This is a genomic window from Mesorhizobium sp. M6A.T.Ce.TU.002.03.1.1, from assembly GCF_003997275.1.
Classification (GTDB): Bacteria; Pseudomonadota; Alphaproteobacteria; order Rhizobiales; family Rhizobiaceae; genus Mesorhizobium; species Mesorhizobium mediterraneum.
Map to the genome: position 1 here is coordinate 39,204 of NZ_RZTI01000025.1, position 25,429 is coordinate 64,632.

Here is a 25,429-nt window from a genome sequence, read left to right on the forward strand (position 1 = left end):
GCCGGTCGGGCTCCGAGTATCGACGGAACCCGTCCAGGTGTAGCGCGTCAGAGTTGCGCTAGGCCGCCGTCAACGGCTACCTCGCTGGCGGTCATGAAGCTGCTGTCCGATGAGGCGAGGAAGGCAGCAGCCGCCCCGAGCTCCGTCGGATTGCCCATGCGCTGGAATGCAGTCATCGAGCCGTAGGCCTTCAGGCCCTCCTCGCCCAACGCTTCGGTCGCGAGTTCGGTCGCTATCGCCCCGGGCGACAGCACGTTTACGCGGATGCCGGTGCCCTTCAGATCCTCCGCCCAGGTCCGCGCGAGGTTGCGCACTGCCGCCTTGCTCGCGCTGTAGGCAGTGAATGCCGGGGCGCCCGTGGTGCCTGCGCTCGATCCGGTCAGGATGATTGAGCCGCCTTCGCCCATCAGCGGCAGCGCCTTCTGGATGGTGAAGATCGTACCCTTCACATTGACGTCGAAGGTTTCGTCGATGTGCTCGGCGGTGATCTCGCCGAGCTTAAGCTGGCTTCCTACCCCGGCGTTCGCAAAGACGATGTCGAGGGTTCCACGCTCGGTCTTCACCGCCGCGTAAAGCTTGTCGAGATCGGCCTCATCGGAGACCGAGCCCTGCACCGCGCGGGCATTGGACCCGAGCTCGACGAGGGCGGCGTCGAGCGCATCCTGCCGACGGCCGAAGATGAAGACGAAAGCGCCCTCCTCGATGAAGCGCTTTGCAGCGGCGAGGCCGATGCCGGTGGCGCCACCGGTGATGACGGCGGTCTTTCCTTTCAATCTGGTCATATCGTGTATCCTTCGTTTCGCCATCTCGGGACTTTGGCTGTACGGGAGGTCTTTCCGAGAGGCTCAACATGGCCCTGCCGAAGTCAGCCAGGCAGTGAGCAATCGCACACATCGGTGGTGCGAAAACGATCCATACCGATAACCAGACGCCGCGATGTTCGCGCAAAATCCGACTCTGTATGTTAGAGTGAGCTTCGGAAGCCTCACTGCGCGGCGCGGGAATGCACCATGATCGACTGGGATGACGTTCGCTACTTTCTCGCCGCCGCGCAAGGAGGCTCAGTGCGGGCCGCCGCCAAACGTCTCGGAGTGAACCACGCGACCGTGCTGCGACGCATCGCCCAGCTCGAGGACCGCCTCGGGGCGCAGATGTTCGAAAAGCTGCCTTCGGGCTACCGCTTAACAGCTGCGGGCGAGGAGGTCCTCGAGTTCGCGGACCAGATGCAAGCGTCGTCGCACCAGCTGGAAACGCGCGTCTTGGGGCGCGATCAAAGCGTGCGCGGGCTTCTGCGGGTGACGCTGCCGGCGCCCCTCGCAGCACACCTGCTAATGCCGAACTTCGCGGATTTCGTACGCCTGCATCCGGACATCGAGATGGAAATCCTGTCGTCCGGCGAGCTGGCAAATCTGACCAACCGAGAGGCCGACGTGGCGATCCGTGTCGTCTATGACCGCGAAGCCTTGCCGCTCAATCTTCACGGTCTGAAGGGACCGGAGCTGTACGGCGGCTTCTACATGTCCGGCGATCGACTGGCCGAGTGGCAGGCGGGCGGGCCGGATCCCAGGTGGATCGCCATAAGTGGTCATGGAGTACCGGACTGGACCCGCCAGGGAGAACTTCGCACGACTGGGACTCCGTTCCGGACTATGGATTTCGAAGCGCAGATCGCGGCGGTCCGGCAAGGTATAGGCATCACGACGCTCCCGTGTTTCGTCGGAGATGCCGATCCCTTATTGGAGAGGGTGCCAGGTACCAACCTACACCTGTATGGACCGATCTGGGTTCTCACTCAGGGGGAGACACGCAAGACGAAGCGCGTGCGGCTCTTCACCGAGTTCGTATCCCGCAGACTCGCCGCCTACGCCCCACTTTTAGCGGGGCTGTCCATATCGCGCGACTGACGCGCAGTAGATCGCGGCGACGCTTGCCGGGTCTTGCTCGTTTAGGGGGAGAATGGGGGTAAATGCGGGAACGTCGGCTTCTGTCGCAAACCGACGTACAACGGTGCAAGCGGGAATGGCTGCAAAGTCCAAGCTGAAAACGTGAGTGTACCGCTTCTCAGGCCGCATGCGGAACGGCCGGTTTCGGGATCGCCGTGCACACTCCTGACCGACGACAACAACGGGGCTCGAAGCAGACCCGCCTTTGTGCACGCTATTCTACGCCAGAGCACTCCCGCCAATGGAAGCGGCTTTACACCATCCCGAAGCGGGCGCAGATCGATCCTGTAGGAAAGAAATGGAGTAGGCGAATTCAATGGAAGTGAAAGACGGATGGGAGCGGCAATTAAGCGGAGGCGAAAAGCACCGCCGAAACTACGCTATTGCCGCCGTTTTTATCCCTCACTCCCACTCGATTGTGCCGGGCGGCTTGCTGGTCACGTCGTAGACGACGCGGTTGATGCCGCGCACCTCGTTGATGATGCGGGTGGCGGCGGCGCCCAGGAACGCCATGTCGTAGTGGTAGAAATCCGCGGTCATGCCGTCGACCGAAGTGACGGCGCGCAGCGCGCAGACGAATTCATAGGTGCGGCCATCGCCCATCACACCGACGGTCTGCACCGGCAGCAGCACGACGAAAGCCTGCCAGATGGCGTCGTAGAGGCCGGCCTTGCGGATCTCGTCGAGATAGATGGCGTCGGCCTCGCGCAGTATCTCCAGCTTTTCGCGAGAGATGCCGCCCGGGCAGCGGATGGCGAGACCAGGACCGGGAAACGGGTGCCGGCCGATGAAGCTGTCGGGCAGGCCGAGTTCCTTGCCGAGCGCCCTCACCTCGTCCTTGAACAGTTCGCGCAGCGGCTCGACGAGCTGCATGTTCATGCGCTCAGGCAGGCCGCCGACATTGTGGTGCGACTTGATCGTCACCGACGGGCCGCCGGTGAAGGAGACGCTTTCGATGACATCGGGATAGAGCGTGCCCTGCGCCAGGAAATCGGCGCCGCCGAGTTTCTCGGCCTCTTCCTCGAACACCTCGATGAACAGCCGGCCGATGGTCTTGCGCTTCTTTTCCGGGTCCGACTCGCCTTCGAGCGCGCCGATAAAACGGTCCGAAGCGTCGACCAGCATGAGCGGCAGATTGTAGTGCTGGCGAAACATCTCCACCACGCCAGCAGCCTCGTCCTTGCGCATCAGCCCGTGGTCGACGAGGATACAGGTAAGCTGATCGCCGACCGCCTCGTGGATCAGGAGTGCTGCGACCGAGGAATCGACGCCGCCCGATAGCGCGCAGATGACCTTGCCCTTGCCGACCTGCTTGCGGATCGTCTCGACCGCGTGCTCGCGGTAGGCGCGCATGGTCCAGTCACCTTCTATGCCGGCGATCTTGTGGACGAAGTTTTGGAGCAGCCGGGCGCCGTCTGGCGTGTGCACCACTTCGGGGTGGAACATGATGCCGTACATCTTGCGCTCGACATTGCCGAAGATGGCGAAGGGCGAGCCCTCTGATTTTCCGAACACCTCGAATCCCTTGGGCAAGGAGATGACGCGGTCGCCGTGGCTCATCCACACCTGGTGCCGCTGGCCGGGCGCCCACAGGCCCTCAAACAGCGGGCTGTCCTTCTGGATCTCGACGAAGGCACGGCCGAATTCGCGATGGTCGGAGCTTTCGGCGACGCCGCCCATCTGCACGCACATGGCCATCTGGCCATAGCAGATGCCGAGCACCGGCACACCGGCATCGAAGACGATCTGCGGGGCGCGCGGGCTGCCGATGTCGCCGGTCGAGGCCGGGCCGCCGGACAGGATCACCGCCTTCGGCTTGATGCGCTTGAACGCCGCTTCGGCCGACTGGAACGGCACGATCTCGGAAAACACGCCGGCCTCGCGGATGCGCCTGGCGATGAGCTGCGTGAACTGGCTGCCGAAATCGACAATCAGGACGGTGTCGGGGTGATTGGCTATCTTCATGGCGAGCGTTTAGAGAAAGAAACGAGTCGGCGCAATGGGCTGAGAGGCGGCTCTCAATCCGATTTCGCGTCCTCATGCGATGGTCCGAATTCCAGGGCGCCGGACCCGATCGCCTGTTCCAGCCGCATGACCGCATCCGCCAGCTTCTCGTCGATGACGTGGAGATACTCCTTCCAGTCGCCGACATGCCTGAGATCGGCAGCCCCGTCGGAAATGCCGCGCAGGCCGACGAGCGGCACGCCGAACAGTTGGCAGGCACGCAGGCAGGCGAAGGTCTCCATGTCGACCATGTCCTGCGCAATCGCATCGTAGGCGCTGCCGGAAATGATCGCCGCGCCGGTCGACAGCGTCGCCTCTCTTATATCAGGAATCCTGAACGGCAGCGGCACGGTCACCGGCAGGTCGAGAAACGGCGTCGCGCCCTTCTCGAACCCCAGTGGCGAGGCGTCGATGTCGCGGTAGGCGACCGAAACGGCCTGGTAGATTTCCGTCTGCTCCAGCGTCCGGCTCCCAGCCGAACCGAGCGACACGACGAGGTCCGGCAGCGCCTTTTCAGACTTCAGCCATGACAGTTCCGCGCCCAGCCTGACACCCGCCTCGACCGGCCCCACCCCTGTCATGACAGGCGTGAAAAGCCGCTGCAGATGCGGACCGTATTCGGCCTGCGCCGCCATCACGAAGAGGACGTCCCTACCCGCAATCCTGACCGCCTTGCGCATCGGATCAGCCTTCGATGCCATCGCGACCGACCACCGTCATCATCGTTCCGGTCATGGTGGCGATCAGCTTGGCCTCGCCGTCGACAGCGAAGGCATAGGCCTGGCCGTCGGCGACGATGATGGTGCGGCCGGGCTTTGTCACCGAGCCGCGGAACAGGAAGCGCTCGCCCCGGCCCGGCGCCAGCAGGTTGACCTTGAACTCGATGGTCAGCACGCCGGAGTTCTCCGGCATCAGCGAGAATGCCGCATAGCCGCAGGCCGAGTCCAGCGCCGTCGAAATGACGCCGGCATGGAGGAAGCCATGCTGCTGGGTCAGCGCCGCCGAATAGGGCATCTCGATCTCGATGATGCCGGGCGTCACCAGCGTCAGCTCGGCGCCGATGGTCATCATGGCGTTCTGCCGCGCGAAGGACGTCCTGACGCGATCCTCATAGTCGGGGGCGGGTACGATCTTTGCAGCCATGGCTTGTCGCGCTCCTGTCTGAAAAGCTTATTGCAGAGGCATGAGCGGCAGGCAATCGCTATTGCTGCACTGCAACAATCAAGTCCGCTGGCAAGGTTCAGCCGCCCTTGCGCAGCGCGCAGACATAAAACCCATCGGTACCGCTCAGCGCCGGCGACAGCGAAATGCCGCCTGCGGCGCCGATACGCGCGGCCGCCTCGTGGCCCGGAAAGCGGCTGTCCCAGAGCTGGCGGTGATCGACTAGAATAAAGTCGCTGTTACGATCCTGGAAGGCTACGACCTGTTCTCCATTCTCCTCGTCGAACACCGAGCAGGTGATATAGACCAGCAGCCCGCCCGGTTTGACGAAGGCGTTGGCCGCGTCGAGGATCGCCGATTGCTCGCCTTTGCGTGCATCGAGCTGTCTCTGCGTCAGCCGCCATTTGGCATCGGGCCGGCGCCGCCAGGTGCCGCTGCCGGTGCACGGTGCGTCGACCAGGACGATATCCATGTGGCCCGAGAGGGTGCTGAGCTCCGTCGGCTTGGTGACGATTTGCACGTTGCGGTTTTCCGAGCGGCGGATGCGGTCGAAGATCGGCGCCAGCCGCGCCTTTTCGGCATCATGGGCAAACACCTGGCCACGATTGTCCATCGCCGCCGACAGTGCCAGCGTCTTGCCGCCGGCGCCGGCGCAAAAGTCGAGGACCTGCATCCCAGCCTCGGCGCCAGCCAGCGTGGCGGCGATCTGCGAGCCTTCGTCCTGAACCTCGAACCAGCCTTTCTGGAAGGCCGGTTCCGCCTGCACGTTCGGGTGCCTGCCGTCACCTGCGATCGGCGGGATGCGGATGCCGTGCGGCGCGATCCTTGCAGCCTTGGCATCGGTCTCGGCCAGCTCGGCGAGCACCTTGCTGCGATCGGCCCGCAGCGTGTTGACCCTGAGGTCGAGCGGCGGACGCGTCGCAAGCGCTGCGCCTTCATCGACCCAGCTGGCGCCGAAGGCCCGTTCGAAAAGCGGTTCGCACCAGTCCGGAATGTCGGCGCGCACCGCGGGCGGCGCATCGGCAAGCCTGCTATCGGCGACCGCCTTCAGCTCGTCGGCGCTGAGCAGCGGCGGCGCGAATTTGTCGCCGTCGAGCGCTTCGTTCAGCGACTGCGCGGTCTGGTTCCATTCGAGCAGCAGCGCGCCGAAGCCGATGGCGCGCGGCGTGTCCTCGCCCAGCAAAAAGCCGGCTGAGCGCTTCCGGCGCAGCGCGTCATAGACGATGTTGCCGATCGCAGCGCGGTCGCCGCCGCCGGCGAAGCGATGCGACAGGCCCCAGTCCTTCAGCGCATCGGCGACCGGTCGGTGCCGCCGGCCGATATCCTCCAGCACTTCGATGGCCGCCGCCAGCCGTCCGCCCAGTCGCATCTTCTTATTCCGTTATTCAGCAAATTACTTCCGCCCTGCTCTAAAGCGCGCGACTGGCGCACACAAGCGGGGAGAGCCTCGGACACCAGATCGAGCGCAGATATGTCGGCACCCACAGCTCTAGCGCACGACCCCGAAAATCGGAATCGATTTTTCGGTAAGGGATCATGCGCAAAATCAAAGTGCTACAGCGTCCTTTGCGCGTCCCAAAGGACGCGCGGCGCTGTAGTCGGCGCAATGCTTGTGCTTCCAAACTTTTGAAGTTGCGATACTCTTTCGCTGCGTGATTCGCCAAGAACTGCAAGCGGATCGGCGGGAAAATTACGAGGAGAGGGCAATGAAGACTTATCTGGCGGAAGTTCTAGGAACATTTCTACTGGTGTTCATCGGCACGGCTTCGGTGGTGACGGGCGGCTTCGGCGGCGCGCTGCCGCTCGGCCAGGAAGGCATCGGTCTTGCATTCGGCATCGGCTTGATTGCGGCTGCCTATGCGATCGGCCCGATCTCGGGCGCGCATCTCAACCCGGCGGTGACGCTCGGCGTGTTCCTTGCCGGCCGAATGCAGGCCAAGGACGTCATCCCCTATTGGATCGCGCAGATCATCGGCGCCATCATCGCGTCGCTGGCGCTGTGGATCATCGTCTCCGGACAGGTCGGCGGACACACCGGCGGCTTCGGCGCCAATGGCTGGGATGCGACGAAATGGGGCGTCAGCTCGGCGTTCCTGTGGGAGCTGATCGGAACCTTCACCTTCGTGACGGTGATCCTCGGCGTCACCAGCGGCAGCCACACGACAGCCTTTGCCGGCCTTGTCATCGGCCTGACGCTGGCGGGGCTGCACTTCGCCATCATCCCGGTGACCGGCACGTCGCTCAATCCGGCCCGCTCGATCGGCCCGGCGCTGTTTTCAGGAAGTGTCGCGATTGGCCAGCTCTGGCTGTTCATTGTCGCACCGCTGATCGGCGGCGCCATCGCCGGCGTGGTCGCCAAGACCCGCATCTTCGAGAAAGACTGATTTTCGAAGGCTTCAATACAAAAAGGCGCGGGTCAAGGCCCGCGCCTTTTTGTTAAATTAGAGAATCACTTGCCGCCTCAGCCCCGGGCAAGATCGAAGCGGTCGGCGTTCATCACCTTGGTCCAGGCCGCGACGAAATCCCTAACGAACTTCTGCCCGGCGTCCGCCGACCCGTAGACCTCGGCAAGCGCACGCAACTGCGCGTGCGAGCCGAAGATCAGATCTGCGCGGGTGCCGGTCCACTTGACCGCCTTGGTCTTGCGGTCGCGCGCTTCGTAGACTTCATCGGAGCCGGCGGCCGGATCCCAGACCGTGTTCATGCTGAGCAGGTTGACGAAGAAATCGTTGGTCAACGTGCCCGGCCTGTCGGTGAACACCCCGTGCTTCGACTTGCCGGTGTTGGCGCCGAGCACCCGCAACCCGCCGACGAGCACCGTCATCTCGGGCGCCGTCAAGGTCAGCAGCTGCGCCCGATCGACCAGCATCGCTTCGACCGACATCGGCTGCTTGCCCCTGACATAATTGCGGAAGCCATCGACTTTTGGCTCGATCGCGGCAAAGGACTGGACGTCCGTCAGCTCTTGCGAGGCGTCCATGCGGCCTGGCGTGAAAGGCACCTCCACGTCATGGCCGCCGTCCTTGGCGGCCTTCTCGATCGCGGCGACGCCGCCGAGAACGATCATGTCGGCAAGCGAGACCTTCTTGTCGCCCGTCTGCCCGGCGTTGAACTCGCTCTGGACGCCTTGGAGCTGCGCAAGCACCTTCGACAGTTCGGTCGGCTGATTGACTTCCCAGTCCTTCTGCGGCGCCAGACGGATGCGTGCGCCGTTGGCGCCGCCGCGCTTGTCGGAACCGCGGAACGTCGAGGCCGAGGCCCAGGCGGTCGAGACCAGTTCGGAAACGGACAGGCCAGAGGTCAGTATCTTCGCCTTCAGCGAGGCGATGTCCTGCTCGCTGATCAGTTCGTGATCGACGGCCGGGATAGGGTCCTGCCAGATCAGCTCTTCCTTCGGCACGAGCGGGCCGAGATAGCGGACAACCGGCCCCATGTCGCGATGGGTCAGCTTGAACCAGGCGCGGGCGAAGGCATCGGCGAACTGATCCGGATTCTCGTGGAAACGCCGCGAGATCTTCTCATAGGCCGGGTCGACCCGCAGCGCGAGGTCGGTGGTCAGCATCGCCGGCGCGCGGCGCTTCGACGGATCGTGCGCGTCCGGCACCGAGCCTGTACCGGCGCCGCCCTTCGGCGTCCATTGATGGGCGCCAGCCGGGCTCTTGGTCAGTTCCCATTCGTAGTTGAACAGATTATCGAAGAAGTTGTTGCTCCATTTGGTCGGCGTCGTGGTCCAGGTCACTTCGAGGCCCGAGGTGATGGCGTCGCCGGCAATGCCGGTGGCGTGCTTGCTCGACCAGCCGAGGCCCTGCGCCTCGATGCCGGCGCCTTCCGGCTCCGGCCCCACCAGCGATGCATCGCCGGCGCCGTGGGTCTTGCCGAAGGTGTGACCGCCGGCGATGAGCGCCACGGTTTCCTCGTCGTTCATAGCCATGCGTGCGAAGGTTTCACGGATGTCGCGTGCCGAGGCCAACGGATCGGGCGTGCCATTCGGCCCTTCCGGGTTGACGTAGATCAGCCCCATCTGCACGGCGCCGAGATGGCCCCGAAGTTCGCGGTCGCCGGAATAACGCTCGTCGCCGAGCCACTTGGTTTCCGACCCCCAGTCCACGTCCTGCTCGGGCTCCCAGACATCGGCGCGCCCGCCGGCGAAGCCGAACGTCTTGAAGCCCATCGATTCCAGCGCGACGTTGCCGGTGAGGATCAACAGATCGGCCCAGGAGATCTTCCTGCCGTATTTCTGCTTGATCGGCCACAGCAGCCGGCGTGCCTTGTCGAGATTGGCGTTGTCCGGCCAGCTGTTGAGCGGCGCGAAACGCTGCTGGCCGGCGCCGGCGCCGCCACGGCCATCGCCTATGCGATAGGTGCCGGCGCTGTGCCAGGCCATGCGGATGAAGAGCGGGCCGTAATGGCCGAAATCGGCCGGCCACCAATCTTGCGAATCGGTCATCACCTGGTGCAGGTCCTTGATCACCGCATCGAGATCGAGGCTCTTGAATTCCTCGGCGTAGTCGAAGTTCTCGCCCATCGGATCCGAGAGGCTCGACTGCTGGTGGAGAACGGCAAGGTCAAGCTGGTTTGGCCACCAGTCACGGTTGGTCCTGCCGGCCGATCCATGCGCGACCGGGCATTTTCCCGCGCTCTTGTCATCGGTCTTTGCGTCCATCGTTCTCTCCGATTTGTTGATTTCCGGGATTTGTTGATTTTCCGGACGGGCCTTGAGCCACGCCATTCTGGAATGGTTCCAGACTAGGCCGCATTGCCGATAAAAACAAATTGCCTTTCCTGTTTGTCGCGATAGGTTTTCCTTATGATTGGTCTCACTGTCCGGCAGATGCAATATTTCGAGGCGCTGGCGCAGACGCTGCATTTCGGCCGCGCCGCGAAGCTCGCCGGCGTCAGCCAGCCGGCGCTGTCTTCGCAGATCGCCGAGATGGAGCTGCGGCTCAACTGCCGGCTGTTCGAGCGCGGCGGCAAATCGGTTCGGATGACCGACGAGGCGCAGGCCATGCTGCCGCGCATCGAGCGTATTCTTGCCGATATCCGCGAGATCGAGACCACGGCCCGGCGCGGGCGTCCCGCCATGGAAGGACGCTTCCGGCTCGGCATAATCCCGACGGTGGCGCCCTATCTCCTGCCGCATGTGCTGCCGGAGCTGAGACGGCATTTTCCGGCCTTGCAGCTCGAATTGCGCGAAGCGGTGACCGCATCGCTGGTCGAGGACACCGCTTTGGGAAAGCTCGACGCCTTCATCGCGGCCCTTCCCCTCGATCAGCCCGGGCTGATCACCGAGGCGCTTTTCTCCGACCGGTTCTTCCTTGCCGTGCCGGCCGGCGATCCCGCCTTCGCCTCGCCGCCGGTTCCGCCGGAAAGCCCGGCGCTGGAAAGGCTGATGCTGCTGGAGGAAGGCCATTGCCTGCGCGAACAGGCGCTTGCCGTCTGCGGCAGCGTGCGGCCGGTGGCAATGGCAAGCTATGGCGCGACCAGCCTGACGACATTGCTGCAGATGGTGGCGCACGGGCTCGGCGTCACGCTCATCCCGGAAATGGCGGCAGGACCGGCCAGCACTATCCCCGATTTGAAGATCGTGCCTTTCCAGGAGCCAATGCCGCAGCGCACGATCTGCCTCGCCTGGCGGCGCAACAAGGTACGCCACGACGAGTGTGTGGAGCTGGCGAAGATTGTTCGCGGGCTGGATGCGGCGGTGCTGGCGGCCTGAGGCGAGACGCACTGTATTATCTGGCGGAAAGTCTGCTGGCCCATCGCTGCACCCGTTCGGCCTGAGAAAACCCCAACTTCAATCAAATCCCCGTGAATTGCGCCGAACGGCCGGAACCGCCGACGCGCATCCCGCATTGGTTTTCCGGAGGAGTCTGCGTTCCAGAAGGGAGCAGTATCATGGCTTACCGTGATTACATCCACACACCAGTGACGCCGCGCGACATCCGATGGGGACTCCAGCAGGGGGCCGTTGCGGGCATTGTCGCCGGCCTCGTCTTTGCGGCGTTCGAGATGACGGCGAGTGCGTTCATGATGGGGGCGGAAGCGTTTTTCATGCCCCTGCGCATGATCGGCGCCATCGCGCTTGGACCGGAAGCTCTCGATCCCGGCTATTCGCTCCTGACGGCCAGCATTGCCGGCGTGATCGTGCATCTGATCCTGGCCATCATCTACGGTATCGTGTTCGGGGAGATTGCCTCAATGCTGCGAGGATCCGCCGCCTTCATTGGTCTCGGCAGCGTCTTTGGCCTCGCCTTGTGGCTCGTCAATTTCTATGTGATCGCGCCGATCGCATTCCCGTGGTTCCTGGAAGCAAGCCCGGTCCTGCAGTTCGTTGCCCACACATTCTTCTTCGGCACCGTCCTCGGCTGGTTCCTGTGGAAATCGCACGAGAGAAGCGGGCTCGAAGGACCGGCGGTTTAGACTTTGCCAACACCGACCTGGCGCCGTCGGATTGAAAGCGGAATGACAGCGGTGGTCACCGGCGCCTCTGCTCGCCCGCCACAAACGCGCTCAGCCAGTTGACAGCGGAAATCGAAAGCAAGGGTAGCGAGGGCCTCGCCGTCGCCGCCGATGTTTCCGACGCACTCAAGGTATTCGCAGCGGCCGATAGATCGAGTCAGTACTGGGAGGCCGACCGACGGGCAACCGCTCAATGTCATGTCCGGCGATCTGGGTCATGTCCGACGATCTGGGTCATGTCCGACGATCTGGCGCTGAAAACAGCGGACGGCTGGCTGCTTTACAACGATCAGGCTTTCACGCATTTCGACTATCTCAAGCGGCAACAAGATCGATCCCTCTTACCGCGACTGACGGACCACCAGACCGACGAGCATGGAGAGCTAAAAGTGACGAAAGTTGAGGTATTGTTCTTCGACGTCTTGGGAACCGTTGTCGATTGGCGCGGCAGCATAGCGGCGGAGGCGAGTTCGTTTCTTAAGCGCCATGACGCCCTGCATATCGATGCCGGTGCTTTTGCCGATGCTTGGGTTGGACGCTATGACCCATCGGTTGAAGCCGTCCGGTGTGGTCAGCGGCCCTTTGTCCCGCTCGATCTGCTCAATATGGAGAACCTGGAAGCGTGCCTGAAGGGGTTCGGGCTGACGCCATCGGCTTTTCCGAGCGCCGAACTGGAAGACCTCAATCTGGCCTGGCACCGCCTCAAGCCGTGGCCGGATTCGGTGGAGGGCCTCTCCAGATTGAAGGAACGCTTCATCGTCGCACCGCTGTCCGATGGGAACACCCGACTTCTGGTGGACATGGCAAAACATGCCAGGTTGCCATGGGATACGATCCTCGGCGCTGATATCTCCGAGGCCTATAAGCCGATGCCACAGGTGTATCTTCGTGCCTGTGAGCTGCTGGGCGTGGAGCCGGACAGGGCGATGCTGGTTGCCGCCCACGACTACGACCTGGATGCCGCGCGTCGATGCGGATTGAAGACGGCGTATGTCGTCCGCTCAAATGCGCACGACCCGTCGAAGGCTGCCGCCATCGAGCCGCTCGATGGTTGGGAATACATGGCAAATGACTTGATCGAACTCGCTGCGATTCTGAAGTAGGTTGCGAGGGCGCGCTCCGGCAGCCGGTAGCAAGCAGTCGTCGCCGTCGCCAGTCCGAGCTCTTCGACCATCGCATTGCGCATCGAGGGTGCTCGTATGAGAACGGGCAACATATTGCTCAACTCCCCATTACATTTGGGTTGTTGAGGGCTCCTGCAGGCCCGGCTAAACCTCATGCATCCAGGGTGCATAGGAGATGCCGACGATCGCTCCTTCAATTGTTTGGAGTCGGGCGACGGTCTGGCCCCAAGGTTCGGTGCGTACGCCATGGAGCAGGTCATACCCTTTTTCCTGAAGCTCCTGCGCGGCGGCAGCGACGCCGTCCAAGTCCTCGACTTCGAACTCGATACAGGCTTGCGGTAACGGCCGATCCGCCGGCCACTCGCGTGTGCCAAAGCACGCTTCGGCAGCCTGCGAGAGCGGCCATACGCCAAAATGCTTGCTGCCGCCGACGCTCTCGCTGAAGTAGTACTCATCGCCCTCGTGGCGCTTGAGCGGCAAGCCCAGCACGTCGATGAAGAGCTTGCGGCTCTCGGCTGGATCCGGCGCAACGATGGCCATACTCGAAATGAACAAGACCTTCATTTTGGACACTCCATCCTGACGGCAATTCTATTGCTGATTTGGCCAGATCGCGGTGACCGAACCCCGCCTTGGAATCGTGGGCGCGTAACGGCCGCTTGTGGCGCGACGCGGCACCCCGCTCCTTTACGCCGTCTTCGCCGCCACCAGCCCCAGCTCCTCGACCATCGCCTTGCGCATGAGAAATTTCTGCGGCTTGCCGGTCACCGTCATCGGCAATTCGGTGCGGAAGCGGATGTGGCGCGGGATCTTGTAGTGGGCGATCTGGTCCGTACAGAAGGCCTTGATCTCCTGCTCGGTGGCGATCTGGCCGGGCTTGAGCACGATCCAGGCGCAAAGCTCCTCGCCATATTTCGGGTCGGGAATTCCGAACACCTGCACTTCCCTGACCTTGGGATGGCGATAGAGGAATTCCTCGACCTCTCGCGGATAGACGTTCTCGCCGCCGCGGATGACCATGTCCTTGACCCGGCCGACGATGTTGCAATAGCCCTCGGCATCGATGGTGGCGAGGTCGCCTGTGTGCATCCAGCCATCGGCGTCGATCGCCTCGCGGGTCTTTTCGTCGTCGTCCCAATAGCCCTTCATCACGGAATAGCCGCGCGTGCAGAGTTCGCCCGGCGCGCCGACTGCAACGGTGGCGCCGTCGGCATCGATGGCCTTGACCTCGACATGGGGGTGGACGCGCCCGACCGTCGAGACGCGCCTTTCCAGAGGGTCGTCGACGCTGCTCTGGAACGAGACCGGGCTGGTCTCGGTCATGCCATAGGCGATGGTTACCTCCGCCATGTGCATCATCGACACCACCTTCTTCATCACCTCGATCGGGCACGGCGAGCCGGCCATGATACCAGTGCGCAGGCTGGTGAGATCGAACGCCTCGAAATCCGGATGGTCGAGCAGGCCGACAAACATGGTCGGCACGCCGTAAAGACCGGTGCAGCGTTCGCCCGCCACCGCTTTCAGTGTGGCGCCGGCATCGAACCCCTCGCCTGGGAAAACCATGGCGGCGCCCTTGGTGACGCAGCCGACCGTGCCCATCGACATGCCGAAGCAGTGATAGAGCGGCACCGGGATGCACAGCCGGTCGTCGGCGGTCAGCCTGATCGCCGAGGTGACGAAATTGCCGTTGTTGACGATGTTGTTGTGGGTCAGCGTCGCGCCCTTGGGCGCGCCTGTCGTGCCCGAGGTGAACTGGATGTTGATGGCGTCGCCGGGCTTCAGCCCCTCGGAGATCCGGTCGAGGCTGTCATGCTCGTCGCGCCCGGCCATCGCCAGCACATCGGCGAAATTGAACATGCCGGGCGAATTCTCCTCGCCCATGCGGATGACGATCTTCAGCGCCGGCAATTTCTTCGCGTCGAGCTTGCCGGGCGTCGCTGTCGCGATCTCCGGCGCCAGTGTCTCGATCATACCGAGATAGTCGGAGCTCTTGAATTCGGCTGATGTGACCAGCGCCTTGCAGCCGACCTTGTTCAGCGCATAGTCCAGCTCGACCAGCCGATAGGCTGGGTTGATGTTGACCAGGATAAGGCCGATGCGCGCGGTGGCGAACTGCGTCACCAGCCATTCCCAGCGGTTGGGTGACCAGATGCCGACCCTGTCGCCTTTTGCCAGGCCGAGCGCCAGGAAGCCGGCGGCCAGCGCGTCCACCGTGTCTGAAAGCTCGCTCCAGGTGAAGCGCTTGTCCTGCTCGACGAAGACGGCGGCATCGAGCGTGCCGTATTTGCTGACGGTGTCAGAAAGCAACGCCGGGATCGTCTGCTGCAGCAGCGGCACGGTGCGCTCGCCCGACACATGCGCCCTGCCGTCTACCGGCGCGACAAACGAGGCGCCATTGCGCGGGCGGCGGCTGCGCAGATTGGTGGCATTCTTCAACTCGTCGAGATTGATCGGCATCGCCGTCTCCTCCGCAGGCGACCGAGTCTATCAGCCTGCCGGGGTGGTGGAAATCCCGTCGATGGTATGGCCGGAGCTTCGAAGTCAGGTCGCGCCGCCAAGTCGGTTCGGAGTCCGGTGAGGATAGCTCCGGAAACAAAAAACCCGCCTCGACGGCGGGTGGCGGCGCAAATCAGCACCATGCGGAGTTTGGTAGCATAAGTGCCGGCACAAAGCAAGAGCAAATATGCTCTGCCCCAGGACGATCCTTCCCACCCCTCTGCCGCAGCTCCCCACAAGGGGAAGAGATTTACGCCACCGAAGCCATCTTCGCGGCGATGTCGCGCAACACTGCTTCATCCGCAGCCGCACGCGTCTTCCTCGATGAAACAAGGCAGGCCTGCGAGCGCAGGATGACGCCGTCGGCCAGCACCTTCAGATGGTTGGCGCGCAGCGTCGAGCCTGACGTGGTGATGTCGACGACGACATCGGCCAATCCCGCCGCCGGCGCGCCTTCGGTGGCGCCCAGGCTTTCGACGATGCGATAGACCTGGATGCCGTGCTTTTGCGAAAAGAATTGCTGGGTCAGCCGCCAGTATTTGGTGGCGATCCTGAGCCGCCTGCCGTGGCGCTGGCGGAAATCGGCGGCGACGTCGTCGAGATCGGCCATCGTGTCGACATCGAGCCAGATGTCGGGCACCGCCACCACGACATCGGCGTTGCCGAAGCCGAGGCGGGCGACGATTTCGGCGCGCGCCTCCCAGTCGGCGAGGCTTTCGCGCAACAAATCCTCGCCGGTGATGCCAAGATCGATCGAGCCCTGGCCGATCTCGCCTGCGATTTCGGACGCCGACAGGAACGCCACCTCGACGGCTTCCTCGCCTTCGATACGGGCGCGGTATTTGCGCTCGTCACCGGGCAGGCTGACGGCGAGCCCGGCCTGAGCCAGCATCTCCAGCGCCTGCTCCTTCAGCCGACCTTTCGACGGGATCGCCAGCGTGATCATTGCGCCGGCTCCCGCAACGCTTCGATGCGGTCGAGCCAGACGGAAAAGCCGACGCCGGGGATCGGCGTTTTCGCGCCGAGCAGTGTCAGCAGCCGGTCATAGCGGCCGCCGCCGGCCAGCGGCCGGTCGCCGTCTTCCGCCGCGATCTCGAACACCAGACCGGTGTAGTAGTCGAGCGGGCGGCCGAAGGCGGCATCGTAGCGGATTTTTTTGACTGGCAGGCCATGCGCTTCGATCGCCTTGGCGCGGGCCGCGAAACTGTCCAGCGCCGCTCCCAGCGAGAGACCAGAACCGGCCGCGAAGGTTTCGAGCGCTTTTGCTGCGCCGTCGAGCGGCACGTCGATCGCCAAAAAAGTCTTCAGCGCCGAAAACGCCTCGTTCGACAGCCGCACGCTGCGTAACGCGGCCTTCTCGATCAAGCGCCGCGCAATGTCGGATGGCGAGCGCCCGGCCGACGCCGACAGGCCCGCCTGCTCCATGCCGCCGGCGATGTGCGACGAAAGCCCTTCCAGATTGCCATCGAGCACGAGGGCAGCGACCGCGCCGGCGAGCTGGCCGTTGCGCGGCGGATTGGCGAGGTCGGCAAGCGCTGCCTCCAGCATCGCCGCCGAACCGAAGGCGCGGGCCAGCCGCATGCGCCAGCCGCGCGGCAGGCCGAGGGCTGCCAGCACCGCTTCGAATATGGTCTGGTCGCCGAGCGTGACCGCCAGAACCTGACCCGGCAGCACCAGGGAAAGCAGCGCATGTGCATCGGCCAGCGAGCGGGCATCGGCTTGCGGCATATCACGATCGCCGAGATCCTCGATGCCGGCCTGGAAAAACTCATTGCCGCCCTCGCGGCGCTGGCGAAACACCTCGCCGAGATAGGAGTAGCGGCGCGGCGTGCCGGCCTGGCTGGCAATGTGGTCGAGGCAGACCGGAATGGTGAATTCGGGCCGCAGGCAAAGCGTCTGGCCGGTTTCGCTTTCGGTGAGAAAAATGCGGCGGCGCAAATCCTCTCCGGCCATGTCGAGGAACGGGTCGGCCGGCTGCAGCACGGCAACCTCGACCGCATGCGTGCTGCGCGCGGCGAAGAGTTTTGCGATGTCTGATGCGATGGCGGGATAGCGGGAGGTCATGGCAGGCGCCCTTCCCTTCTCCCCCTGTGGGAGAAGGTGGATTGGCGCGCAGCGCCAAGACGGATGAGGGGTGCTGGACGGAGTGGTGGCGTTGAGTTTCTTCCAACACCCCTCATCCGACCGAGCTTCGCTCGGCCACCTTCTCCCACAAGGGGAGAAGGGAGCGGCGCCCTACTTGCCACGCGCCCGCTCCTCGGCCTGCGCCGCGAGTATCTTCCTCACCTCGCCAACCAGCTCGCTCTCCGCCACCGTCACCTGCGCCGGGCGCGCCGCGCGCCATTCGGCGTTGTCCACAATCTCCGCCGACATCCGTGCGCCCTCGATCAGGTCCTTGATCTGCACCTCGCGCTTGGCGCGCTCGTCGCCGCCCTGGATGATGGCGACCGGGCTGCCGCGGCGGTCGGCATATTTGAGCTGCGCCTTCATGCCGGCGCCGCCGAGATACATTTCGGAGCGGATACCGGCGGCGCGCAGTTCGGCGACCATCTTCTGGTAGCGGCCGAGGCTTTCGGTGTCCTTGTCCATGGTGAGCACGACGACCGGAGCGATGACATCAGAGGTGTCGAGCTTGCCGAGGTTCTTCAGCGCGGTCATCAGCCTGGAGACGCCGATGGAAAAGCCGGTTGCCGGCACCGGCTCACCACGGAAGCGCGAGACGAGGCCGTCATAGCGCCCACCGCCGCCGACCGAGCCGAAGCGCACGATCTGGCCATCCTCATTGGGGATTTCAGCCAGAAGCTCGGCCTCGTAAACCGGGCCGGTGTAGTATTCTAGGCCGCGGACGACGGAACGATCCATAATTATGCGGTCTTCGCCATATCCAGCTGCCCTTACCAAGTCTTCAATGATTGATAGTTCGGCAACGCCTTCGTTGAAGGACTGGCTGGCTTTCACCGTGGAATCCGGGTGCCCTAAATCACCTAGCTCAGGCTTCGCCGTAGCGTAAAGAACGGCCTCAGCTTGAACGTTGTCCAGCCCGGCGCCCTTGGTGAAATCACCGCTCTCGTCCTTGCGTCCGGTGCCAAGCAGTAGGCGCACGCCTTCGACACCCAATTTATCCAGCTTGTCGATCGCCCGCAGCACGGTCAGCCGGCGTCCGATGTTCTCGTCGCCACCAAGGCCGATCGCCTCCAGCACGCCGTCCAGCACCTTGCGGTTGTTGACCCTGATGACGTAGTCGCCGCGCTTGATGCCGAGCGCTTCCATCACGTCGGCCATCATCATCGCCATTTCGGCATCGGCCGCGACGCCCGGCGTGCCGACCGTGTCGGCGTCGAACTGCATGAACTGGCGGAAGCGGCCGGGACCGGGCTTTTCGTTGCGGAACACCCAGCCGGAGCGATAGCTGCGATACGGCTTCGGCAGCCTGTCATAATTCTCGGCGACGAAACGCGCCGTCGGCGCGGTCAGGTCGTAGCGCAGCGACAGCCACTGGTCGTCATCGTCCTGGAACGAGAACACGCCTTCGTTCGGCCGGTCCTGGTCAGGCAGGAATTTGCCCAGCGCATCGGTGTATTCGATCAGCGGCTGCTCGACGGGCTCGAAGCCGTAAAGCTCGTAGACGCCACGGATCGTCGCCATCATCTTTTCGACGGCGCGGATGTCGTCGGCGCTGCGGTCGGCAAAGCCGCGCGGCAGCCGCGCTTTCGTCTTTTCCGATTTGTCGGCCATGGCATGGGTACTCGGTGTTTCGTGGCGCTCCGTGGATCGGCAAAACTCCTGAACTCCACAGCGCGGGTGTCCTAACCGATGCAGCCGGGAGCGGCAAGCGTTTGCACGTTTCCTGAAACAAACCGGACCCAAAACGAAACAATTCCGCCATAAGCGCGGCATCGTGCCGACACAATCGCAGCCGATAAAGCGCGCCGAAACAAGGGGTTCGGGCCATGACCACGGCACGGCAATTCGATATCATCGACAGTGGCGCCCGCGAGCTGCCCGCTCGTTTGCGGCCGGCCGACGGCCATGCGCCGAGACCGGCAGGCCAAACGGCGGGACCATTCGAGGTCGCGGCGGACGAGCGCAAGGGACCGACCATGCGTGATGCGCTGGTGACCAGCCTGCTTGTGATCTATCCGGCTTTTGCCACGCTTGCGGCCATTGTCGCCGGACTTTTCCTGGCCGGCGCCAGCGGCGCTTGAGTTTTTGAGCGCCCCTTTCCTTCTCCCCCGTGGGAGAAGGTGGCCGAGCGAAGCTCGGTCGGATGAGGGGTGTTCCAGCTTGGCTGCGACAGCACTCCGTCCAACACCCCTCTTCCGTCTCGGCGCTGCGCGCCGATCCACCTTCTCCCACAACAAGGGGAGAAGGAAAGAAGGAGCTACTTCGGCCGCTTGAACGCATTCCGTTCCGCCTCGACCTGCTCGCGGCAGACGCAGCCTTCAAGGTGGTCGTTGACCAGCCCCATGGCCTGCATGAAGGCGTAGACGGTGGTCGGGCCGACAAAGCTCCAGCCGCGTTTCTTCAGCTCCTTCGAAATCCGCACAGAAACCGCCGTGGTCGGATTGGCGCGCAGATGGGCGAGATCGACGATTCCGGGCCGTTCGTCCGGGCCGGGTTCGAACTTCCAGAACCAGGCGGCCAGCGAGCCGGCCTCGTCCGCCATTTCACGCGCGCGCTTGGCGTTGTTGATGGTGGAGACGATCTTGCCGCGGTGGCGGATGATGCCGGCATTGCCGAGCAGGCGCTCGACATCCTCGTCGGTGAAGGCGGCGATCTTGTCGATATCGAAGCCGGCGAACGCCTCGCGGAAATTCTCGCGCTTGCGCAATATGGTCAGCCAGGACAGACCCGACTGAAAGCCTTCGAGGCAGATCTTTTCGAACAGTCTGCGGTCATCGGTGACCGGCCGGCCCCATTCATGGTCGTGGTAGTGCAGATAATCCGGCAGATTGCCGTGCCAGAAGCAGCGCGCGATACCATCGGGGCCGGCGAGCAGGCCTGTCTTCTCATCCATGGCGGAATTCCATTCGTTAATGCGCCTTAGCGCGCCTTTTACTCCGGCTTTACCAGATTCCTGAACCGGCCAGTAACCACACCGAAAGGTTTACTGACAATGGAGCATTTTACGCATTCCGATTCACGTTTCGGTTGCCGCTCCGCGCCCAATGTCCACGAAATCGGGGACGCTTTTGCGCCCCCGGATGTTCGACGATCAAGGTGCGTTCCAATGAAGACATTTTTGTTTCCGCTGCTCGGCGCCGCAGCCGCGCTGGCCGCCGCCGCTACATCCTCCAGCGCCAATGACCGTTATGCCGACAGGCCGCCGGTGATGGTGAGCCCCGACCTTTCGGCGCCTTGGGTGCTGCAGCTTGGCCGCGCGCCGGGCATCGTCCGCCAAAACCGGCAAGAGATGCAAAAGCCGCAGCGCCGTTCTCAACGGCAGGCGCAACCGGCTCAGTTGCATACTGCCGCGATGCAGGCGCCGTCCAAGAAGCGCATGGTCGCGCGCCCGCAGATCGACCCTATCTACCTGCCGCAGGAAGTCGCCTATGACGGTCCGCACAAACCGGGCACGATCGTCATCGATACGACAGAGAATTTTCTTTATCTGGTCGAAAGCAACGGCAAGGCACGGCGCTATGGCGTCGGCACCGGCAAGCCGGGCTTCGAGTGGGCCGGCAAGCACAAGATCTCGCAGAAGAAGGTCTGGCCCGAATGGCGGCCGCCGGCGGAGATGATCACGCGCGAGGCGGCCAAGGGCCGTTATCTGCCGACCTATGTCGCCGGCGGCGCCGAGAATCCGCTCGGGGCACGCGCGCTTTATCTCGGCTCGACGCTCTACCGCATCCACGGCACCAACCAGCCATGGACGATCGGCGGCGCGGTGTCGTCGGGCTGCATTCGCATGCGCAACGAAGATGTCGTCGACCTCTATGAACGGGTCAATGTTGGCACGACGGTTGTGGTGATATAGTTGCCGTCACGAATCATCTCGGCTAGAAAGACATTAGCTTTGGCTTTTTGAGGTCAGATGAAAGAACAACGGGGGACGGGCCGTGTGGGGATGCGGCCAGTCACGAAAGGGCAGCGCGGCAAACCGCGCTGCCCTTTCTGTTTCTCCTGACATCCCTTGGCGGGCATATCTTCGCGCCGGTACGTCGCGCGACAGTCATAGCGGTTCGCTTTCGAGCTGCCATTATCCCAAGAGTTTTGCTATGTCGGCAGCAACACTTTCAGACAGAAGGTTCACGCATGTCCCTGTCCGATGACAACCGCTATCTCAGGGGCGGCCCGGTCGCCCAACGCATCATCGCCTCGGTGCGCGTGGATGCAGCGATCGCCACCGCCGAAGGCTTTCCGCCCAAACTGATATCGATCACCGTCGGCGACACAGCTGCGGTGGATGTCTATGTCCGGAACCAGCGCGCCAAGGCAGCATTGGCCGGTATCGGTTTCGAGGAAAGGCGCTTTCCCGCCGACATCACCGCCGGCGAACTGGAAGCGGCGATCCACGGCCTTAATGCCGATCCGCGCGTCACCGGCATCATCATCCAGCGGCCGGTGCCGGCGCATATCCCGATCAAGACGCTGCAGGCGGCGGTGCATCCGCTCAAGGACGTCGAGGGCATGCATCCAGCTTCTATCGGCAACATCGTCTACAACCAGCTAGACCTCGCGCCGTGCACGGCCGCCGCTTCGGTCGAGCTGCTTAGGGAAACCGGTCTCGATCTCAAGGGGCTCGAGGTCGTCATCGTTGGCCACTCCGAGATCGTCGGCAAGCCGATCGCCTTCCTGCTGATGAGCGAGGGCGCGACAGTGACGGTCTGCCACCACATGACGCGCTCGGTGGCAGCGCATGCCCGCCGCGCCGACGCGCTGTTCGTCGCGGTCGGCAAGCCGCGGCTGATCAAGGCCGACATGGTCAAGCCCGGTGCGGCCGTCATCGACATCGGCATCAATGCCGAAACGGGACCCGACGGGGAGAGCCGCATCGTCGGCGACGTCGATACCGAGAGCGTCAAGGAGGTGGCGTCCTGGATCACGCCGGTGCCGGGCGGCGTCGGTCCGATCACCGTGGCGATTCTTTTGCGCAATACGATGGTGGCGCTCAGCCGCCAGCGCGCACGCTACCAGGCGACCTACGGTGTGGTGGACAAGCTCGCGGCGGAATAAGACGGCAGCGTTTCGGGAGCGTCAGTGGATCACTCCGCTGCCACGACTGCCCTGTCTTTCGGGACACCCTCCGGCTGCGGTCCGCCATAAGCCCAGTCGAGCAGTTTTATCGTGTGCACCACCGGCATCTTCGCCGCAGAAGCGATCTGGGTGATGCAGCCGATGTTGCCGGTGGCGACGATTTCAGCACCCGTTGCCTCGATATTCCTGACCTTGCGGTCACGCAGCTGAGCCGAAATCTCGGATTGCAGGATGTTGTAGGTGCCGGCCGAGCCGCAGCAGAGATGGCCCTCGCGCGGCTCGCGCACGACGAAGCCGGCTTTGGCCAGAAGCTCCTTCGGCTGGCGGGTGATTTTTTGGCCATGCTGCATCGAGCAGGCGGAGTGATAGGCGACGATGGTGCCCGGCTTGCGAACGGGTTCCGGCAGGTCGAGGCTCGCCAGATATTCCGTAATGTCCCTGGCCAACTCCGATACCCGCGCCGCCTTGTCGGCATAGGCCGGATCGAGGCGCAGCATGAAACCATAATCCTTGATCGTGGTGCCACAGCCGGACGCGGTGATGACGATGGCGTCAAGGCCGCCTTGGTCGATGGCTCGCGTCCAGGCGTCGACGTTGCGCCTGGCCGAGGCAAGGGCCGCCTCCTCGCGGCCCATATGATGCACCAGCGCGCCGCAGCAGCCCTCGCCCTCGGGCACCACGACCTCGACTCCAAGCCGCGTCAGCAGCGCGATCGTCGTGTCGTTGATGGCGGGATCGAGCACGGATTGCGCGCAGCCGGTGAGTATGGCGACGCGGCCTATTTTTCTCGTGCCCTGCCCGGCATGGATGCCCGGCGAAGCCTTTGGCGAGGCCGCCGGGACTGATGCCGGAGCGAGCTTGAGCATCGCGCCCAGCGGCTTCAGCGCCGGGATCTTTTCGAACAGTCCGGCGAATGGCTGGCCGAGCTTCGCCAGCTTGAGCGCAGCACGAAAACGCGAGGGATAAGGCAGGACAAAAGCCAGCATGGCGCGTGTCAGGCGATCGAGCAGCGGGCGCTTATAGGTCTCTTCGATATGGGCGCGGGCATGATCGACCAGATGCATGTAGTTGACGCCCGACGGACAGGTGGTCATGCAGGCGAGGCAGGACAGGCAACGGTCGATATGAGTGACGATCTCCTTGTCGGCGGGGCGACCGTTCTCCAGCATGTCCTTGATCAGGTAGATCCGCCCGCGCGGCGAATCCAACTCGTTGCCTAATGTCACATAGGTCGGGCAGGTGGCTGTGCAGAAGCCGCAATGCACGCATTTGCGCAGGATTTTTTCCGATTCCGCGACATGCGGATCGGCAAGCTGGGCAAGCGAGAAAGAGGTTTGCATCAGAGCCTCGACCGATCAAATTTCCAAATATGCGACCGCCAGAGGCTTAAGCTATCAGCCTCTTTTAGCTCTTCTTCGGCTATCAATTTACGGGGATCCATTGAGAAATACGCTCTTCTGGGGTTACCCTGCGAGTGCTCAATCTCAAGTTCAAATGCGTTTCCTAGAATGACGCTTTCTGGCAAATAGCTTCGGTCCCGCGATATAAAACTATTGGCGTCTGTTGAGCTAAAATCAACATAAACGCTTTCGCCTGGATTGAGTGCGAAAGGTAATTCTAATGGCGTTTCTCGCTTGTCCCAAAAATGGCTTGTTTTGAAAGATTCAAATCCATGCGCAGCAAAGAGCCTTACGAAACCGTCGTTCGACATTTCGCAAATGCCAATCATTATATTTTGTACTTCTGTTTTATTATTTGATCTATTGCTTATCTTAAACTCAACATTCTCGTCTGTAGTGTTGAAGGATCTACCTATCGTTATCTCTAAATACCTTCTCGATCTCTGAAAGTTACCAATCTGAATGAAAGCCAACATTGTCGATAGCAGAGCTCCGTAGATAGCTAAGACTGCCGAGATCACTACCGCCTCCATTCGCCAGCATTCGTATTAAATTACTGCTTCAACCGCTGACCAAGCTGGGCAGCTGAGAAATTTGTCTGCACTAGAAAATTTCCTATAATCCCAGAAACCAGCTTTCCGGGTTTTTGACCGGCTCGCCGCGCTGCAGCGCCTGCAGGCCGAGAATGCAGCGGGCGATGAACCAGACTGCGACGGCGAACATCAGTACGACGCCTATCGCCACCATCATCAGCACAACCGAGATCAGCGCGTAGAGCAGACCGATCCAGAAGGTGCGGATCAGGAATGTGTAGTGGCTCTCGACGAAGCCGCCTGACTTGCCGCGGTTGATATAGGCCAGGACGATTCCGACAAGGCCGGTGACGCCGATCACCAGGCCGGCTAGGTAGAGAACGTAAATGACCAGAGCGTTGGTTGGACCGGGCTCGAGCCAGCGGTCGGTCTGGCGCGGTGCGGGTTTGCCTGAATCGGTCGGGCCTGGATTGATGTCGCTCATGATGCTGCTCCCTCGGTTGCCGGGCCAAGAGTAGCAGAGCCTGCAGCCGGCGCCATACGGCCGGGATTGAGGATGTTCTTAGGATCGAACTCGCCTTTGAGCCGCGCCGCCAATGCCGCCAGTTGCGGCGCCTGCGGCTCGAACACCGGCACAGCGGCGCGATGCGACGGGGCGGCGCGCACCAGCGTCGCATGGCCGCCGCCATGCTGTCTCACCAGTCCGCGCAGAAGATCGGCTTCGGGATCGCCATGCTCCATGCGCAGCCAGATCAATCCGCCCTGCCAGTCATAGAAGGCATCGACCGCCGCCTGCATGCGCAGCGCCAACACCATCTGGTGGCCTTGCGCCGGCGCCATCGAGACGCGCCATACCGGCTTTGCCAGGCCGTCGACGAAAGGCGCACAATCTCTGATATCGCGCCAGACAGAATGCGAGATATCGCCCGAAATTTCCTCGAGCGGGCCGGCATTCCTGAGCAGATCTTTCAGCGCAGTAATGCGGTATGCGACCGACGGACCGAAACCCTCGACGCGCAGCAATGTAGCGGCAGCGCTGCCGAGACTGCCACCGGCGACCCGTCCGGCAACGCGTTCGGGAAGATGGGCAGCGCTCGACACTTCGGCAC

General features: G+C 63.0%; 23 protein-coding genes and 1 pseudogene. 8 read left to right on the forward strand and 16 right to left on the reverse strand.

Features of this window, described 5'->3' with window-relative positions:
• Window positions 1-47: 47 nt before the first annotated feature.
• Window positions 48-782: an SDR family oxidoreductase gene (locus tag EOC93_RS10835; protein WP_127204598.1), complete on the reverse strand. Its 735-nt coding sequence runs from the start codon at window positions 780-782 to the stop codon at window positions 48-50.
• Window positions 783-1,010: 228 nt separating this feature from the next.
• Here EOC93_RS10835 and EOC93_RS10840 point away from each other — a divergent pair, with 228 nt between their 5' ends.
• The gene (locus EOC93_RS10840; RefSeq protein ID WP_095483592.1) at window positions 1,011-1,904 is read left to right on the forward strand and encodes a LysR family transcriptional regulator; all 894 of its coding nucleotides are present in this window, start codon (window positions 1,011-1,013) and stop codon (window positions 1,902-1,904) included.
• Window positions 1,905-2,345: 441 nt separating this feature from the next.
• Here the strand turns inward: EOC93_RS10840 and guaA are convergent, their stop codons facing one another.
• The 4 genes from guaA to EOC93_RS10860 form a co-directional block, all read right to left on the reverse strand.
• Window positions 2,346-3,908: a glutamine-hydrolyzing GMP synthase gene (guaA, locus tag EOC93_RS10845; RefSeq protein ID WP_127204599.1), complete on the reverse strand. Its 1,563-nt coding sequence runs from the start codon at window positions 3,906-3,908 to the stop codon at window positions 2,346-2,348.
• A gap of 53 nt (window positions 3,909-3,961) precedes the next feature.
• Window positions 3,962-4,627 (reverse strand): 5'-methylthioadenosine/S-adenosylhomocysteine nucleosidase, encoded by a 666-nt coding sequence (locus EOC93_RS10850; RefSeq protein WP_126107241.1) that lies wholly within the window; start codon window positions 4,625-4,627, stop codon window positions 3,962-3,964.
• 4 nt (window positions 4,628-4,631) lie between these two features.
• Window positions 4,632-5,090: a PaaI family thioesterase gene (locus EOC93_RS10855; protein WP_126103611.1), complete on the reverse strand. Its 459-nt coding sequence runs from the start codon at window positions 5,088-5,090 to the stop codon at window positions 4,632-4,634.
• Between the two features lie 97 nt (window positions 5,091-5,187).
• Window positions 5,188-6,477 (reverse strand): RsmB/NOP family class I SAM-dependent RNA methyltransferase, encoded by a 1,290-nt coding sequence (locus tag EOC93_RS10860; protein ID WP_127204600.1) that lies wholly within the window; start codon window positions 6,475-6,477, stop codon window positions 5,188-5,190.
• A gap of 337 nt (window positions 6,478-6,814) precedes the next feature.
• Here EOC93_RS10860 and EOC93_RS10865 point away from each other — a divergent pair, with 337 nt between their 5' ends.
• The gene (locus EOC93_RS10865) at window positions 6,815-7,492 is read left to right on the forward strand and encodes an aquaporin (protein ID WP_095483588.1); all 678 of its coding nucleotides are present in this window, start codon (window positions 6,815-6,817) and stop codon (window positions 7,490-7,492) included.
• A gap of 77 nt (window positions 7,493-7,569) precedes the next feature.
• Here EOC93_RS10865 and katG read toward each other — a convergent pair whose 3' ends face one another.
• Window positions 7,570-9,771: a catalase/peroxidase HPI gene (katG, locus tag EOC93_RS10870; RefSeq protein WP_095483985.1), complete on the reverse strand. Its 2,202-nt coding sequence runs from the start codon at window positions 9,769-9,771 to the stop codon at window positions 7,570-7,572.
• A 144-nt stretch (window positions 9,772-9,915) separates the two neighbouring features.
• Between katG and EOC93_RS10875 the strand changes: the two genes are divergently transcribed.
• From EOC93_RS10875 to EOC93_RS10885, 3 genes are all read left to right on the forward strand, one after another.
• Window positions 9,916-10,824 (forward strand): hydrogen peroxide-inducible genes activator, encoded by a 909-nt coding sequence (locus EOC93_RS10875; RefSeq protein WP_095483587.1) that lies wholly within the window; start codon window positions 9,916-9,918, stop codon window positions 10,822-10,824.
• Between the two features lie 179 nt (window positions 10,825-11,003).
• Entirely contained in the window at window positions 11,004-11,528 is a 525-nt protein-coding gene (locus EOC93_RS10880; RefSeq protein ID WP_095483586.1) for a hypothetical protein, read from the forward strand.
• Between the two features lie 275 nt (window positions 11,529-11,803).
• The gene (locus tag EOC93_RS10885) at window positions 11,804-12,670 is read left to right on the forward strand and encodes a haloacid dehalogenase type II (RefSeq protein ID WP_127204601.1); all 867 of its coding nucleotides are present in this window, start codon (window positions 11,804-11,806) and stop codon (window positions 12,668-12,670) included.
• A 165-nt stretch (window positions 12,671-12,835) separates the two neighbouring features.
• Here EOC93_RS10885 and EOC93_RS10890 read toward each other — a convergent pair whose 3' ends face one another.
• The 5 genes from EOC93_RS10890 to hisS all read right to left on the reverse strand — a co-directional run bounded on the left by EOC93_RS10890 (window position 12,836) and on the right by hisS (window position 18,925).
• Window positions 12,836-13,255: a VOC family protein gene (locus tag EOC93_RS10890; RefSeq protein WP_095483584.1), complete on the reverse strand. Its 420-nt coding sequence runs from the start codon at window positions 13,253-13,255 to the stop codon at window positions 12,836-12,838.
• A gap of 123 nt (window positions 13,256-13,378) precedes the next feature.
• The gene (locus EOC93_RS10895) at window positions 13,379-15,151 is read right to left on the reverse strand and encodes an AMP-binding protein (protein ID WP_095483583.1); all 1,773 of its coding nucleotides are present in this window, start codon (window positions 15,149-15,151) and stop codon (window positions 13,379-13,381) included.
• 289 nt (window positions 15,152-15,440) lie between these two features.
• Window positions 15,441-16,136, reverse strand: coding sequence for an ATP phosphoribosyltransferase (gene hisG / locus EOC93_RS10900; RefSeq protein WP_127204602.1), 696 nt, complete (start codon window positions 16,134-16,136; stop codon window positions 15,441-15,443).
• Window positions 16,133-17,254, reverse strand: coding sequence for an ATP phosphoribosyltransferase regulatory subunit (locus EOC93_RS10905; protein WP_127204603.1), 1,122 nt, complete (start codon window positions 17,252-17,254; stop codon window positions 16,133-16,135). The genes hisG and EOC93_RS10905 overlap by 4 nt, the downstream gene beginning before the upstream one ends.
• 171 nt (window positions 17,255-17,425) lie before the next feature.
• The gene (gene hisS, locus EOC93_RS10910) at window positions 17,426-18,925 is read right to left on the reverse strand and encodes a histidine--tRNA ligase (RefSeq protein WP_127204604.1); all 1,500 of its coding nucleotides are present in this window, start codon (window positions 18,923-18,925) and stop codon (window positions 17,426-17,428) included.
• 215 nt (window positions 18,926-19,140) lie between these two features.
• Here hisS and EOC93_RS10915 point away from each other — a divergent pair, with 215 nt between their 5' ends.
• A complete protein-coding gene (locus tag EOC93_RS10915; protein WP_095483579.1) occupies window positions 19,141-19,395 on the forward strand; it encodes a hypothetical protein in 255 nt (84 codons plus the stop codon).
• A 176-nt stretch (window positions 19,396-19,571) separates the two neighbouring features.
• Here the strand turns inward: EOC93_RS10915 and EOC93_RS10920 are convergent, their stop codons facing one another.
• On the reverse strand, window positions 19,572-20,207 hold the full coding sequence (locus EOC93_RS10920) for a DNA-3-methyladenine glycosylase I (RefSeq protein WP_095483578.1): 636 nt from the start codon (window positions 20,205-20,207) through the stop codon (window positions 19,572-19,574).
• A 213-nt stretch (window positions 20,208-20,420) separates the two neighbouring features.
• On the opposite strand from EOC93_RS10920, the gene EOC93_RS10925 reads away from it, so the two are divergent.
• Window positions 20,421-21,167 (forward strand): L,D-transpeptidase, encoded by a 747-nt coding sequence (locus EOC93_RS10925; protein ID WP_127204605.1) that lies wholly within the window; start codon window positions 20,421-20,423, stop codon window positions 21,165-21,167.
• Window positions 21,168-21,445: 278 nt separating this feature from the next.
• Complete coding sequence (locus tag EOC93_RS10930; RefSeq protein ID WP_127204606.1) at window positions 21,446-22,366, forward strand: bifunctional 5,10-methylenetetrahydrofolate dehydrogenase/5,10-methenyltetrahydrofolate cyclohydrolase; 921 nt, start codon at window positions 21,446-21,448, stop codon at window positions 22,364-22,366.
• Between the two features lie 29 nt (window positions 22,367-22,395).
• Here the strand turns inward: EOC93_RS10930 and glcF are convergent, their stop codons facing one another.
• From glcF to EOC93_RS10950, 4 genes and pseudogenes are all read right to left on the reverse strand, one after another.
• Window positions 22,396-23,727 (reverse strand): glycolate oxidase subunit GlcF, encoded by a 1,332-nt coding sequence (glcF, locus tag EOC93_RS10935; RefSeq protein WP_127204607.1) that lies wholly within the window; start codon window positions 23,725-23,727, stop codon window positions 22,396-22,398.
• The gene (locus tag EOC93_RS10940; protein WP_127204608.1) at window positions 23,727-24,308 is read right to left on the reverse strand and encodes a hypothetical protein; all 582 of its coding nucleotides are present in this window, start codon (window positions 24,306-24,308) and stop codon (window positions 23,727-23,729) included. Before EOC93_RS10940 ends, glcF begins: the two co-directional genes overlap by 1 nt.
• Window positions 24,309-24,402: 94 nt before the next feature.
• Window positions 24,403-24,804 carry a DUF4870 domain-containing protein gene (locus EOC93_RS10945; protein WP_127204609.1) on the reverse strand — a complete coding sequence of 134 codons (402 nt, stop codon included), beginning with the start codon at window positions 24,802-24,804 and terminating at the stop codon, window positions 24,403-24,405.
• Window positions 24,801-25,429: pseudogene (locus EOC93_RS10950) on the reverse strand (2-hydroxy-acid oxidase); the annotation flags it as partial. The gene EOC93_RS10945 and the pseudogene EOC93_RS10950, both read right to left, overlap by 4 nt.